Raw genomic sequence first — 14123 nt, 5'->3', positions numbered from 1 at the left:
TCTCCCCCGGGCCGCACGCTGCCCGCCGCGTTCCGGAACGTCATGAACCCTGGCGCTGGCGAGCGCTGTTGGTGTCCAGCCTGGGGCCCTTGGACAGGAAGTCCGACCATTCGATCGGTACGAGGGCGGGCATCACCTTCTCGTATCCGAGCCTGCTCTGCGCCTGGCTGGGCTCGGGGCGGCCGTCCGACTGTTTCTGCTGGTCGCCGGTGCCGATGTCGGAGCGGCCGGCGTCGCTGTCGCCGTTCGCCTGGACCGCGTAGCGCAGTCCGGTGTCGGTCACCAGGAAGAGCGATCCGTCGGGCCTGGTCTGCCGGCCCCGGACCTGGGTGTAGAGCAGGCCGCTGCCGGGGGTGACGTAGGTGCTGGTGCCACCGGCGGCGATGGAGGTGGGGTACGCGGTGCCCGCCCAGGTGCTCAGGGTGGTCCGGCCCGAGCCGTCCACCTTGCGCAGCACGCTGCAGACAGTGTCGCGGCTGCCGCTGCCGCTGCCGCCCTCGGCGGAGTTCACCGGGGGCTCGGTCCGATGGGCCGGCCAGAGTGCGGCCTGGCCGGCGAAGCGCGCCGTGTCGGGCACGAAGTCCTGGAGGCCGACGGCGCGTGCCTCGCCCTCCAGGTTCAGCTCGGCCGTCTGCGGTGAGTTGATCAGCAGCCAGGCGGTGAACTCGGAGACGCGCTGGGCCTTTCCTTCGAGCACCACGTAGTAACTGGCGCCTTCGCCGGTCCTGGTCCTGAGGACCATGCCGACCGTGTTCTCCTCGGCGGAGAGCTGCCCCGCGACATGTGCCGGGGCACCGACGTTTCCGGGGATCCGCGGGAAGACGATGGGGCTGCCCTCGTGCAGGGTGGCCAGCCAGTCGTCGGTGACGGACTGCGGCTGCCTGCTCCCGACCAGGGCGTTGGTCAGATGGCCGCTGTCGGCGGTGGTCTCGGCGATGCGGTACTTGGTGCCCTTGGCGTCGACGAGATAGCGGGCCCCGTCCTGGCCCTGGACGTAGAACACCTGGCTGCCGGTGAGCTTGTTCCTGCCCTCGGTCAGCCCGTTGTCACGTGCGCCGAGGACGAAGGCGGCCTTCTGCACGGTGTTGCCCTTGCCACCGGGCTGTACGCAGACGGCCCACCGCTTCGCCGTCCCGGCGTCCTCGGCCTCGGGCAGCCGGTCGGGGGCGTACGGAATGCCGAGGATCGGTCCGCGCGGGGGCTTGCCCGCGTCCAGGACGTCGTCCGCGACCTGGACGACGTCGTACTCCGCCGGGTTGAGCAGCAGCCGGGCCGAGGCGAGGTTGAGCACGGGGTGCAGCAGGGTCTTCTTCTTCCCGCCCTTGCCGGTGGTGAGCACGACGTAGCGGGTGGTGGACTTCTTGCCGACGATCACCTTGGTGGCGGGCTTGTCCCAGTCCTTGGGAGCGGTGGGCTTGAACATGCCGACGGCTCCGAAGCCCGCCAGGATCAGGGCCCCGACGATCACACTCGGCAGCACCGCGCGCAGCGGGCGCGGAGCGCCCTCCTCGGTGCCGCCCGGCGAGGGTTGGAGGAAGGCCGCCACCGTGCGTTTCTTCGCGAAGGTGTACGCGTTGAGCTCATCCCGCCGTGATGCCATCAGTCGCTTCGTCTCCCGTGTCTCCCCGCGCGGCACAAGAAGCGGTCGCGTCGCCGGCCGTCGTGCCGGGCCGCGATGCCGGACCTCGGTGCCGGACCGGCCCCCTACTATGCCTGCTGACCGCGGGTGGTGTCGGGGCGGGTAGGGTGATCCGGCCGCCAAGGCCCCGAGCGGGACAGGCGGAATACGGGTGGAGTTGGGGACCGATGAACGGGGGGAACGCCGGAATGACGGCTTCCGCGACACGGACACGTCCGGCCGGGAACGCGACGCGCCCCGCAGCTCCCGGGCCCGGTGGTCCGCCTGCTCCCCACGGGCCCGCGCGGAGCTCCCGCGGACCCGCCTCCGGCCGGGCGAACGGACGTGTCGGGAGGCTCGGTTCGTTCCAATTGCAACAACTCGTGCTGCTGGAAATCGCGGCCGCGCTGCTGCTCGCGGCGTGGGTGGTCGAACCGCTGCTGCTGGCACCGGCCGTGGTGATCGCCGGAGTCCTGGTGCTGCTGGCCGTCGTACGCAGGCATCGCCGTTCACTGCCCGAGCTGCTGGGCACCGTCCTCTCGCAGCGCGCGCGTTCCCGCAGGGCCGGTTCGCTGGAGCTGCCCGCGGGTACGGAGCCCGGGATCGCGCCTGTCGTCGAGTGCGATCCGGCGCTGCGTACGTACTCCTTCAGCGACCGCGACCGGCGGCCGGTCGGCATGATCGGTGACGGTACGTTCGTCACGGCCGTCCTCCAGGTGGAGTCGGACGTCTCGGCGCTCAGGCCGGACCGGTCCGCGCAGCCGCTGCCCCTGGCGCTCGTACGGGATGTGCTCGAAGTCGACGGCATCCGGCTGGAGTCGGCGCAGATCGTGCAGCACACCCAGCCCGCGCCCGCCCCGCATCTGCCGCAGCAGTCCGTCGCCGCACGCAACTACGCGCCGCTGCAGGCCCAGACGGGTTCGCCCGCCGTCCGGATCACCTGGATCGCGCTCAAGCTGGACCCGGAGCTCTGCCCGGAGGCCGTGCAGGCGCGCGGCGGTGGCATCACGGGGGCGCAGAAGTGCGTGGTGCGGGCGGCCGACCAGTTGTCCAGCCGACTGACCGGGGCCGGTTTCCGCGCGACGGTGCTGACCGAGCAGGAGCTCACGTCCGCGATCGCGACCTCCGTCTGTGCCAGCGCGCCGGCCATGACGCAGGCCGGTCTGAGCGGGAGGCCGGTACGCCGTACCGAGGAGTCCGCGCGGACCTGGCGCTGCGACGACCGGTGGCACACCACCTACTGGGTGGCCCGGTGGCCGCAGTTCGGCGGCGGCGCCGGCGGCGCGGCAATGCCGCAGCTCGTGGCCCTGCTCACCTCGATCCCGGCGCTCGCCACGACCTTCAGCCTCACGCTGGGGCACGGCGAGCGGCAGGGCGTCTCGATCACCGGACACATCCGGATCACCGGCCGCAGCGACGAGGAACTGCTGGGCGCCCGCCATGAGTTGGAGCGCACCGCCCGCGGGGTCAGGACCTCGCTGGTACGGCTCGACCGCGAGCAGTTGCCCGGCGTGCTCGCCACACTGCCGCTCGGGGGTACCCGCTGATGTCCGCACCCACGAACGCCAGGGCCCGGCTCGGCTTCGGGCTGATCGGTCCACGGCGCGAACGGCAATCGGTCTCGCTCGACCAGTTGGCGTCGCTGGCCCTGCCGGTCGGCGACGACGGCGTGGTGATCGGCGTGGACGCCCACGGCCGGCCTGCCGTGCTGGGGATCAACCGGCCGACTCCGTACGACGTCACGTTGATCGGCGGGCTGTGGACGGCCCAGGTGCTCGCGCTGCGGGCGGCCGCCACCGGTGCGCGGATCGTCGTGGAGACCGGGCGGGCCCAGACCTGGACGGGGCTCGCGCACGCGGCGGGCGGCGGTCAGCCGTGCATCACGCTGCACGATGTCGGGCGGGTGCCGCCGCAGGGGCCGTCGGCCGGTTCGCCGGTGGTCGTGGTGCGGGACTGCGGCATGCGGCCGCCGCGCGGGCGGGTGGTGTCCGGGCCGTGGCAGTCGGTGCTGACGCTGCTGCCGTATCTCAGCCCGGTGGCACCGCGGCTGATCGAGAAGTCCGCCCTGGTCGGCATTCAACGGGTATCTCCTGATGAAGCGGCACAGATCGGTCGCATACTGCACCTTCCGGCCGCCGAGACCCAGGCGCTGTCCACGCTGGCGGACGGGGTCACCCTCTGGTGCGCCGAGCGCGACCGGCAGTTCGTGATGACCCAGGCGACCGATGCCGAGACCGGACTCCTGGGCGGCGCACGCAGGATGGACTGACGGGCACGGCTTGCTCGCGCCTGCCTGCACGGAACGTTCGGCTTTCCGTACATAGATGTACATGTTTGACCGCTTCGCCCTTCACGCTGTGCCGTACTCGGTTCACTTGAGGGCAGCACATGATGCACGGGACAGCTCTTGCGGTGCCGTACGGCCTGCCGGAGCGAGCCCCATGACGATTAGGGTGGGTCCGGGCGCGGCAGAAGAACCTGCGGGCAGGCAATGCGTGTCCCAGGGGGAGAGCCGGGCGGTCAGGCAGACGGAAACGGTCGCCCCCCACCCACTACGGCACAAGGGTGCTCGACCACACCAGGAGGCAAAGTGAACGGCGATCGGGACGAGATCCGCGGGGGCTGGAACAAGCCCGTCGACGAGTCGTCCGACGCGGAGCCCGCCGAGATGACGGGTGAGTTCACCATCGACTACACCCCGCCCGCCTGGTACACGCAGAACGCGCCGGGGGACTCGTCGGGCGGTGCCGGAACGCATCTGGCGCCGCCTCCGCCGCCGAGCGGAGCGCCGGTGTCCGTGCCCGCACCGTCGGCCGGGGGCGGTTTCGACTCCGACTGGACTCCGGCGCCGCCCGCGCCGGCACCGGTTCCCGCCCAGTCCGCGGCGGGCGACGCCCCGACGGGGGACGCCACATCTGCTCCTGCGGCGAGCGTGGGGGATTCCGGTGGTGCGTCGGACCCGTTCGGGGGCGGTGATGTGGAGAGCGGCTCGACCATGCGGTTCTCCCCGGCCGCGTTGAAGCGGCAGATCGCCGAGATCGAGGGGGGGTCGGCGGGCGCGGCCGGGGACGACCCGGTGGCGGATTCGGGGCCGGCTTCGGGCTCGGGTCCCGCAGAGGCCGATGCCGGTGACGGTGTCGGTGGTACGGACGTGGGCGAGGCGCCTGCTTCCGACTCCGCGCAGGCGGCGGACGCGTCCGCCGGTGAGTCCGACGGCGCCGCCGGGGCCCAGGCAGACGTCCCGAGCGCCGCCGCCGACGAACCGAGGGGCTCCGCCCCCTCCGACGCCGTCGCGGATGCGGCGCCCCAGGACGTGCCGCCCGGCAACGCACCGCAGGGCGCCCCGGCGCCCGTCACGCCGAATCCCTGGACCCCGGCGCCGCCGCAGGGCGGTCTGCCGCCACTGCCGCCCGCCTTCCAGCCCGCCGCGCCGCAGCCCACCGCGCCCCAGCCGGCACCACAGTGGCCCGCACCGGGCCCGACCGGCCAGGCGCCCGGCGGCTACGGCTTCCCCCAGGCCGGGGCACCCCAGCAGCCCCAGAGCGGCTACGGATTCCCGCAGCAGCCCGCTCCCCCGGCGCAGCAGACACCAGCACAGCAGACACCGGCACAGGGCGGCTACGGGTTCCCGCAACAGCCGCAGGCACCGCAGGCGCCACAACAGCCGCAGGCGCCTCAGCCGCTCCACGTACCCCAGCCGTCTCAGCCGTCTCCAGGCGCTCAGTGGCCCGCGCAGCAGGGCACGCCCCTGCCGCCGCAGGTCCCCCCGGCACCCCAGCCGCCGGTTCAGGCCACGCCCCATCTGCCCGCCCAGGTCACCCCGCAGCAGCCGGCCCGGCCCCAGCCTCCCCAGCAACAGCAACAGCAACAGCCGCCGCACCCCCAGCCGCAGGGCCAGCACGGCCAGCCCGTCGACCCGCGCACCGGGGGCGCCTGGCCGACCCCGGTCACCCACGACCAGCGCGAGCGCTCCGTGCCCGGCGCCCCGCTCGGGTACACGGCGGCCGTGGAGCTCTCCTCCGACCGGCTGGTCCGGGGCAAGCAGAAGGCGAAGAGCAGCCGCAACCCCTCCGGGGCGTCCCGCTTCAAGCTGGGCGGCAAGAAGGAGGAGGCCGAGCGGCAGCGCAAGCTCGACCTGATCCGTACGCCCGTGCTGTCCTGCTACCGGATCGCGGTCATCAGCCTCAAGGGCGGCGTCGGCAAGACCACGACGACCACCGCCCTCGGCGCGACCCTGGCCACCGAGCGGCAGGACAAGATCCTCGCCATCGACGCCAACCCGGACGCGGGCACGCTCGGCCGCCGGGTGCGCCGCGAGACCGGTGCCACCATCCGTGACCTGGTCCAGGCGATCCCGTACCTCAACTCGTACATGGACATCCGCCGGTTCACCTCGCAGGCGCCCTCCGGTCTGGAGATCATCGCCAACGACGTGGACCCGGCGGTCTCCACGACGTTCAACGACGAGGACTACCGGCGCGCGATCGATGTGCTGGGCAAGCAGTACCCGATCATCCTCACCGACTCGGGCACCGGCCTCCTCTACAGCGCGATGCGCGGGGTGCTGGACCTCGCCGACCAGTTGATCATCATCTCGACGCCGTCGGTCGACGGTGCGTCAAGCGCGTCCACCACGCTGGACTGGCTCTCCGCGCACGGGTACGCGGAGCTCGTGCAGCGTTCCATCACCGTCATCTCGGGGGTCCGCGAGACCGGCAAAATGATCAAGGTCGATGACATCGTGCAGCACTTCGAGACGCGCTGCCGCGGCGTGGTGGTCGTACCGTTCGACGAGCATCTGTCGGCCGGTGCCGAGGTCGACCTCGACATGATGCGCCCCAAGACCCGTGAGGCGTACTTCAACCTCTCCGCGATGGTGGCCGAGGACTTCTCGCGCGCCCAGCAGCAGCAGGGACTCTGGACCTCCAACGGCTCCAACCCGCCGCCGCAGTACGCCCCGCCGATGCCCGGCCAGCAGCAGTACGCCCCGCAGCAGCAGCCGTACGGCGGCCAGCAGCCCCCGCAGCCGTACCCGCCGCAGCCCGGCCCCGGAGTGCAACAGAACGGCTGGCAGCAGCCGTTGCCCCCGCAGGACCCGGCGGCTGCGAGCCCGGCGGGCCCGCAGCCGCCCCACCAGCAGCAGCCCGCTCTGCCGGGACAGCCGGGTCAGCCCGGTCAGCCGGTCCCGCCCGAGCTGCAGGGTCCCGTCCCGCCCGCGGGGTGGCAGCAGCAGCCGCCGCCAGCGCCTCAGCAGTAAGGCATCAGAGGTCTAAACCAATGAGGGCCCGCACCGTCTCCACGGTGCGGGCCCTCTGCACATTCCCGCAGACCACACGCCGTTTCGATGACCGTTGACGCAGCTCGACCACCGCTGATAAACCTTCGCTTCACCAGCTGGCGAACCACAGATCAACCCGCCTTCTCCGTGCGAGTCATGACGCGAGGTCCTTGACCATGGTCGAAAGAGTTCCACCACGCTCCGCCAAGTCACGCTCCGCCAAGCCACGCTCACGTATGCGTGTCCTCCTGGCCTCCGGTGCCGCCGCACTGGCGCTGGCCGCCGGATCCATCGTCCCGGGTGTACCGCTCGGCGCCGCGCCGCAGCAGGCGCAGGCCGCCGACAGCGGAAAGTCGACACTGACCGTCGCCGTCGCCCAGAGCGTCGACTCGCTGAGCCCGTTCCTCGCTCAGCGCCTCATGAGCACCAGCATCACCCGGCTCATGTACGACTTCCTCACCAACTACGACCCCAAGGACAACCACGCGATCCCCGGCCTGGCCACCAAGTGGGAGCCGTCCGCGGACAAGCTGACCTGGACGTACACCATCCGTTCCGACTCCAAGTGGTCGGACGGGCAGCAGGCCACCGCCGAGGACGCGGCCTGGACGTTCAACAAGATCATGACCGACGAGGCCGCCGCGCAGGCCAACGGCAACTTCGTCGCGAACTTCAAGAAGGTGACGGCTCCCAGCCCGACGCAGCTGGTCATCGAGCTCAAGGAGCCGCAGGCCACCATGGCGGCGCTCGACGTGCCGATAGTGCCGAAGCACGTCTGGGACAAGGTCGGTGACTTCTCCAAGTTCAACAACGACAAGACGTTCCCGATCGTCGGCAACGGGCCGTTCGTCGTGACCGACTACAAGGTCGACCAGTATGTGAAGCTCAAGGCCAACAAAAACTTCTGGCGCGGCAAGCCGAAGTTCGACGAGCTGGTCTTCAAGACGTACAAGGACCAGGACGCCGCGGTCGCCGCGCTGCGCAAGGGCGAGGTCTCCTTCGTCGCCGGCTCCCCCGCGCTGACGCCCGCTCAGGCCGCGTCCCTCAAGGGCGACGAGAACATCAAGGTCAACGAGGGTCCGGGTCGCCGCTTCTTCGCGCTGGCCACCAACCCGGGCGCGCAGACCAAGGACGGCAAGAAGTTCGGCAACGGCAACAAGGCCCTTCTCGACCAGAAGGTGCGCCAGGCCCTCTTCCTGTCCATCGACCGCAAGACCATCATCGACAAGGTCTTCCAGGGGCACGCCGTCGAGGGCCAGGGCTACATCCCGCCGCGCTTCTCCGCGTACCACTGGCAGCCGACCGCCGAGCAGAGCCTGGCGTACGACCCGGCCAAGGCGGCCAAGCTGCTCGACGAGGCGGGCTACGAGCTCAAGGGCGACCAGCGGGTCGGCAAGGACGGCAAGCCGCTCGACCTGCGCATCCTGTGCCACGCCACGGACCCGAACGACACGGCGATCGGCAAGTACCTCAAGGAGTGGTGGGGCAAGCTCGGCATCGGCCTGAAGGTCGACTGCCTCAACAACGTCTCGGTGCCCTGGTACGCCGGTGAGTACGACCTCGCCTTCGACGGCTGGTCCGTCAACCCGGACCCCGACTTCGTCCTCGGCATCCACACCTGCGCCGCGCTGCCGATCAAGGCGAAGGACAGTGCCGCCACCGACAACTTCATCTGCGACAAGCAGTACGACGAGCTCTACAAGAAGCAGCTCGCCGAGTACGACCCGGCCAAGCGGGCCGGCATCGTCAACGAGATGCAGTCGTGGCTGTACGACTCCGGGTACATGAGCGTCATCGCGTACCCGAACGCGGTCGAGGCGTACCGCACCGACCAGATCAAGTCGATCACGACCATGCCCGAGGCGGCAGGCAACATCTACGGCCAGGACGGTTACTGGAGCTGGTGGTCCGCGGCTCCTGCGTCCGGCGGCAGTTCGGACGGCTCCGGCGGGTCGAGCTCGACCGGCGTCGTCATCGGCATCATCGTGGTGGTCGTGGTGCTCGCCGGTGGCGGGCTGTTCATCGCGATGCGCCGCCGCAACACGGCGGACGACCGCGAGTAACCACTCGGACGGGTCGAGAGAGAGACCGGCCGGTGAACGTGCAGCTCACCGGTCGGCCCCTCCACGTGCAGCACGAGTAACGAGAGTTCCCCATGACAGCTGACAGCACTCCGGCGCTCGTGCAGGTCGCGGACGCGGACACCGACGGGCCGGCCCAGGCCGGCCCGTCGGCCGCCCGCGGTCCACGGGCGCGCAACACCAAGGCATACCTCCAATACGTGGCGGCCAAGATCGCGGGAGCAGCGGTCTCGCTCTTCGCCGTTCTGGTCACCAGCTTCTTCCTGTTCCGGCTCATTCCCAGCGACCCGGTGAAGCAGATGACGGGCGGCAGGCCCGTGTCCGCGGAACAACTCCAGTCGCTGCGGCGCCAGTTCGGCCTCGACCAGCCGATGTGGCAGCAGTTCACGAGCTATGTCGGCGACGCCCTCACGGGCGACTTCGGCACCTCCTTCCAGTTCCACGCGCCGGTCATCGACAAGATCACCGAGGCACTACCGGCGACCCTGCTGCTCACCGGCACGTCGTACGTCCTCTACACCGCGCTCGGCATCTGGCTCGGCACCCGTACCGCCTGGCGCAACGGCTCCATGAGCGACCGATTCAACACCGCGTTCGCGCTCACGCTCTACTCGGTGCCGGCGTTCTGGCTGGGCCTGCTCCTGATCATCGTCTTCGCGGTGGGCATCGGCCCGATCCCCGGGATGTTCCCGACGGGTGGTCTGGAGTCGGGCAACGAGACCGGGTTCGCCTACGTCCTCGACGTGGCGCACCATCTGGTCCTGCCGGTGATCACACTGGTCGCGGTCGGGTACGCGCAGACGCTCCTGGTGATGCGTTCCTCGCTGCTCGACGAGATGGGCAGCGACTATCTGACGACGGCCCGCGCGAAGGGGCTGCGGGACGACGTCGTACGCCGCAAGCACGCCGTGCCGAACGCGATGCTGCCGACCTTCACCCTGATGTTCGTGAACCTCGGGCATGTGGTCGCCGGACAGATCCTGGTCGAGACGGTGTTCTCCTGGCCGGGCCTCGGCGGCCTCTTCTACCAGGCACTCAGCGTGCCCGATCTCCCGCTCGTGCAAGGGCTGTTCTTCGTCTTCGCCACCGCGGTGATCCTGGCGAACACCCTTGCCGATGTGCTCTATCCGCTGCTCGATCCCCGGGTGGGCCGATGACGACCGAATCCATGCCCACGCCCACGAAGGCGGAGACCGCGCAGAATCCACGCGCTCTGGCCCGCGCGCGCAAGCGCCGGTCCATGGCCCGCTTCTGGCGGGAGTACCGCGGCCACCGGAGCGGACTGTGGGGTCTGGGCGCGCTCGTCCTGATCGCGCTCGTCGCCGTGTTCGCACCGCAGCTCGTCGGGGCCGACTCGCAGAGCGTCACCGGCGCCCCCGGTGGTGCGCTGGAGTCGCCGAGCGGTGAATTCCCGCTCGGCACCGACCAGTTCGGCCGCAGCGTGCTGGCGCTGCTGGTGTGGGGCACCCGGGTGTCGCTGACGGTCGGCCTGCTCGCGGCGTTCCTGTGCGTCGCCATCGGTACGGTCGTCGGCATCGTCGCGGGCCACTTCCACGGCTGGTACTCGACGGTCCTGATGCGGATCACCGACTGGTTCCTGGTGATGCCGACGCTGGTCCTCGCCATCGCGCTCGCCACGGTGATGAACCGCTCGATGTGGACGGTCATCATCGCGATCGGGGTCACGACCTGGCCGACCACGGCCCGGCTGGTCCGGGCCCAGACGCTCGCCGTGGAGTCCCGCCCGTACATCGAACGCGCCCGCGCGCTGGGCGGCGGCCACGGGCACATCATGCTCCGGCACGTGCTGCCGAACGTGATGCCGCTGGTGCTGGCGCAGACCACGCTGGTGATCTCCAGCGCGATCCTCACCGAGGCCACCCTGGCCTTCCTCGGCCTCAGCGACCCGACCACCACCTCCTGGGGTGGCATGCTCCAGGACGCCCGCGAGGCGGGCGCCGTCAGCGCGGGCCACTGGTGGTACCTGGCTCCGCCCGGCATCGCCATCGCCCTGGTCGCCCTGGCGTTCACCCTGTGCGGCCGCGCCATCGAGTCCGTCCTCAATCCCAAGCTGGGGGTGGCCCGTTGAGCACGACGAGCATCCAGAAAGCACCGCTTCTCGACGTACGGGACCTCACGGTGACGTACGCCGGCGGAGCACAGGCCGTCCGTGGTGTGAACCTCTCCGTCGACGCCGGGCAGAAGCTCGGCATCGCCGGTGAGTCGGGCTGCGGGAAGTCGACACTCGCGCTCGCGCTGCTGCGGCTGCTGCCCGCCGGCACGAAGGTCTCCGGCCAGATCCTGCTGAACGGCGAGGACGTCCTCACCATGAAGTGGGGCCAGGTCCGGGCGGTGCGCTGGGCGGGCGCTTCGATCGTCTTCCAGGGCGCGATGCACTCGCTCAACGCGGTGCACCGGATCGGGGAGCAGATCGCTGAACCGATCCTGCTGCACAAGAAGGCGACGCAGGACGGGGCGGCGAAGAAGGCCGGCCAGCTGCTGGAGCAGGTGGGTCTGCCCGCCGCCCGCGCGTCCGCCTATCCGCACGAGCTCTCCGGCGGGCAGCGGCAGCGCGTGATGATCGCGATGGCGCTCGCCTGCGACCCGGGACTGATCATCGCGGACGAGCCGACCACGGCTCTCGACGTGATGATCCAGGCCCAGATCCTGCGGCTGATCGAGCAGCTGGTGTCCGAGCAGGACCTCGGCCTGATCATGATCAGCCATGACCTCGCGGTGCTCTCGGACACCTGCGACCGGCTCGCGGTGATGTACGCGGGCCGGGTCGTCGAGGAGGGCCCGGCGTCCGAGGTCTACGAGAACGCGCACCACCCGTACGGCAAGGCCCTGTCCGGCGCGTTCCCGCGCATCGGCGACCCGGCCTCCCGGTTCGCGCCCCGCGGGCTGCCCGGCGATCCGCCGGACCCGTCGGCACTGCCCGGCGGCTGCACCTTCCACCCGCGCTGCCCGGTGGCCCTGGAGTCCTGCACGACCGAGGACCAGGTGCTGCGGATCGCGGGGCCGGAGCGGCGGGCCGCCTGTGTGCTGGTGGAGCCGGGGGTGGCCGCGGTCCCGGCCCTGCCGGGCGCCGAGGAAGCAAGGAGCACACCATGACCACCACCACTCCCCTGCTCAGCGCCGAGGCGCTGAAGGTCACCTTCCCCGGCCGGCGCGGGGCCGCCCCGGCGCGTGCCGTGGACAGTGTCAACCTGGACATCCGGCCCGGCGAGATCGTCGCACTGGTCGGCGAGTCGGGCTGCGGCAAGACGACGCTGGCGCGCTCGCTGCTGGGCCTGGTCCCGCCGACGTCCGGGCAGGTCACCTTCGGCTGCAAGCCGCTCGACTACACGAGCCGGGCGCTGAAGACGTACCGCAAGCGGGTCCAGCTGGTGCTCCAGGACCCCAGTGGCTCGCTCAACCCGAGGCACACGGTGTACGACGCCGTCGCCGAGGGGCTGCGGATCCACGGGTACGCCGGGGACGAGCGGGAGGCGGTGGCCGGGGCGCTGTCCCGGGCCGGGCTGCGGCCCCCGGAGCGGTTCTTCCTGCGGTATCCGCACGAGCTGTCCGGCGGTCAGCGCCAGCGGGTCGTGATCGCGGGCGCGCTGGTCCTGGAGCCCGAACTGATCGTGGCCGACGAGCCGGTGGCCTCGCTGGACGCCTCGGTGCGCGGCGAGATCCTGGCCCTGCTGCTGCGGCTGCGGGACGAGCTGGGCCTGTCCGCGCTGGTGGTCACGCACGACCTCGGGCTGGCGTGGAACATCGCGGACCGGGTCGCGGTGATGTACCTCGGACGGATCGTGGAGACGGGCAAGGTGGAGGAGATCCTGACGTCTCCTCAACATCCGTACACCCAGGCGTTGTTGTCGGTGCTGCCGGAGTCCGGGGCCGAGCCGGTGGTGCTGACGGGTGAGCCGCCGGACCCGTCCAGGGTGCCGTCGGGCTGCCGGTTCCATGCCCGCTGCCAGGTGCTGGCCTCGGGCGAGGCGGAACGGGCGGGCGTCGCGGAGGCCTGCCGTACGAAGGATCTGCCGGTGCTCGCGGGCGGCGGGCAGACCCAGGTGGCGTGCCACTGGGCGGTCGCGGCCGCGAAGGCCCGGTCCTAGGCACTGGGGCAGAGCCACGACGCGGGGCCGGGACCGTCTCCTTGACGGTCCCGGCCCCGCGTCGTCCCGTACGGGAGGAGGTTCAGCCGCGCTCGTACGCGGAGATCAGCTCGGTGCACCGCTTCACATCGGCGGCCATCGCCACGAGCAGGTCGTCGATCGAGTCGAACTTCAGCATCCCGCGCACGTACGCGAGGAAGTCCACCGCGACATGGAGCCCGTACAGGTCGAGGCCGACGCGGTCGATCGCGTACGCCTCCACCGTCCGCTCCGTGCCGTCGAACTGCGGGTTGGTGCCGACCGAGATCGCGGCGGGCATCGCCTCGCCGTTCACGTTCAGCCAGCCCGCGTAGACGCCGTCGGCAGGGATCGCGGTGTGGGGCAGGGTCTCCACGTTGGCCGTGGGGAAGCCGAGCTCGCGGCCGCGCTGCGCGCCGCGGACCACGATGCCCTCGACCCGGTGCGGGCGGCCCAGGATCTCGGCGGCGCCCGCCACATCGCCCTCGGCCACCAGTCGCCGGGTGAGGGTGGAGGAGAACGGCTCGCCGCCGCCCGCCTCGCCGCTCACGTACAGGTCGATGACCTCGACGCGGTAGTCGTAGGTCTCACCGAACTCGGTGAGCAGCTGCACGTTTCCGGCCGCCTTGTGGCCGAAGCGGAAGTTCGGCCCCTCGATCACCAACTGTGCGTGCAGCTTGTCGACGAGCACCTTCACGATGAAGGCGGCGGGCGCCAGCTTCGAGAACTCGGTGGTGAACGGCAGGATGAGCACCGCGTCCACCCCCAGCTCCGCCATCAGCTCGGCACGCCGGTGGTGCGGGGCGAGCAGCGGCGGGTGGCTGCCGGGCCGTACGACCTCGCTGGGATGCGGGTCGAAGGTCACCACGACCGACGGCACGCCCAGCTCGCGGGCGCGCTCCACGGCCCGCCCGATGATCAGCTGGTGTCCGCGGTGCACCCCGTCATAGGAGCCGATGGTGACGACGCTGCGTCCCCAGTCCTGGGGGATGTCCTCCAAGCCACGCCAGCGCTGCACTCTG

Annotated in this window: 10 protein-coding genes; 8 read left to right on the top strand and 2 right to left on the bottom strand. The window is 71.0% G+C overall.

Annotated features, from left to right (window positions below):
• Positions 1-40 precede the first annotated feature (40 nt).
• Positions 41-1600: a type VII secretion protein EccB gene (gene eccB / locus OG978_RS30010; RefSeq protein ID WP_326768191.1), complete on the bottom strand. Its 1560-nt coding sequence runs from the start codon at positions 1598-1600 to the stop codon at positions 41-43.
• A 227-nt stretch (positions 1601-1827) separates the two neighbouring features.
• Between eccB and eccE the strand changes: the two genes are divergently transcribed.
• The 8 genes from eccE to OG978_RS29970 all read left to right on the top strand — a co-directional run bounded on the left by eccE (position 1828) and on the right by OG978_RS29970 (position 13083).
• Complete coding sequence (gene eccE, locus OG978_RS30005; protein WP_326768190.1) at positions 1828-3165, top strand: type VII secretion protein EccE; 1338 nt, start codon at positions 1828-1830, stop codon at positions 3163-3165.
• The gene (locus tag OG978_RS30000; protein WP_326768189.1) at positions 3165-3887 is read left to right on the top strand and encodes a hypothetical protein; all 723 of its coding nucleotides are present in this window, start codon (positions 3165-3167) and stop codon (positions 3885-3887) included. Before eccE ends, OG978_RS30000 begins: the two co-directional genes overlap by 1 nt.
• Before the next feature lie 321 nt (positions 3888-4208).
• A complete protein-coding gene (locus OG978_RS29995) occupies positions 4209-6875 on the top strand; it encodes an SCO5717 family growth-regulating ATPase (protein ID WP_326768188.1) in 2667 nt (888 codons plus the stop codon).
• 257 nt (positions 6876-7132) lie between these two features.
• Positions 7133-8959, top strand: a complete 1827-nt coding sequence (locus OG978_RS29990) for an ABC transporter substrate-binding protein (RefSeq protein WP_326768187.1) — start codon at positions 7133-7135, stop codon at positions 8957-8959.
• Positions 8960-9051: 92 nt separating this feature from the next.
• Positions 9052-10134: an ABC transporter permease gene (locus tag OG978_RS29985; protein ID WP_326768186.1), complete on the top strand. Its 1083-nt coding sequence runs from the start codon at positions 9052-9054 to the stop codon at positions 10132-10134.
• 11 nt (positions 10135-10145) lie between these two features.
• Complete coding sequence (locus OG978_RS29980) at positions 10146-11066, top strand: ABC transporter permease (RefSeq protein ID WP_326768185.1); 921 nt, start codon at positions 10146-10148, stop codon at positions 11064-11066.
• Positions 11063-12091 (top strand): ABC transporter ATP-binding protein, encoded by a 1029-nt coding sequence (locus tag OG978_RS29975; protein ID WP_326768184.1) that lies wholly within the window; start codon positions 11063-11065, stop codon positions 12089-12091. The genes OG978_RS29980 and OG978_RS29975 overlap by 4 nt, the downstream gene beginning before the upstream one ends.
• On the top strand, positions 12088-13083 hold the full coding sequence (locus OG978_RS29970; RefSeq protein WP_326768183.1) for an ABC transporter ATP-binding protein: 996 nt from the start codon (positions 12088-12090) through the stop codon (positions 13081-13083). The genes OG978_RS29975 and OG978_RS29970 overlap by 4 nt, the downstream gene beginning before the upstream one ends.
• 82 nt (positions 13084-13165) lie before the next feature.
• On the opposite strand, the gene OG978_RS29965 is transcribed toward OG978_RS29970, so the two are convergent.
• Positions 13166-14119: a bifunctional riboflavin kinase/FAD synthetase gene (locus OG978_RS29965; RefSeq protein WP_326768182.1), complete on the bottom strand. Its 954-nt coding sequence runs from the start codon at positions 14117-14119 to the stop codon at positions 13166-13168.
• Positions 14120-14123: the final 4 nt, after the last annotated feature.

Origin of the sequence: Streptomyces sp. NBC_01591, assembly GCF_035918155.1 — a bacterium.
Taxonomy (GTDB): domain Bacteria; phylum Actinomycetota; class Actinomycetes; order Streptomycetales; family Streptomycetaceae; genus Streptomyces.
The sequence above is the reverse complement of the archived record's forward strand: the minus strand, read 5'-3'. Positions and strand labels throughout refer to the sequence as shown.

Excerpts from the sequence above, each read along its gene's own strand:
- OG978_RS29970 (WP_326768183.1), top strand. The coding sequence starts at position 12,088 with ATGACCACCACCACTCCCCTGCTCAGCGCCGAGGCGCTGAAGGTCACC.
- eccE (WP_326768190.1), top strand. The coding sequence starts at position 1,828 with ATGACGGCTTCCGCGACACGGACACGTCCGGCCGGGAACGCGACGCGC.
- OG978_RS29980 (WP_326768185.1), top strand. The coding sequence starts at position 10,146 with ATGCCCACGCCCACGAAGGCGGAGACCGCGCAGAATCCACGCGCTCTG.
- OG978_RS29985 (WP_326768186.1), top strand. The coding sequence starts at position 9,052 with ATGACAGCTGACAGCACTCCGGCGCTCGTGCAGGTCGCGGACGCGGAC.
- OG978_RS30000 (WP_326768189.1), top strand. The coding sequence starts at position 3,165 with ATGTCCGCACCCACGAACGCCAGGGCCCGGCTCGGCTTCGGGCTGATC.
- OG978_RS29990 (WP_326768187.1), top strand. The coding sequence starts at position 7,133 with ATGCGTGTCCTCCTGGCCTCCGGTGCCGCCGCACTGGCGCTGGCCGCC.
- eccB (WP_326768191.1), bottom strand. The coding sequence starts at position 1,600 with ATGGCATCACGGCGGGATGAGCTCAACGCGTACACCTTCGCGAAGAAA.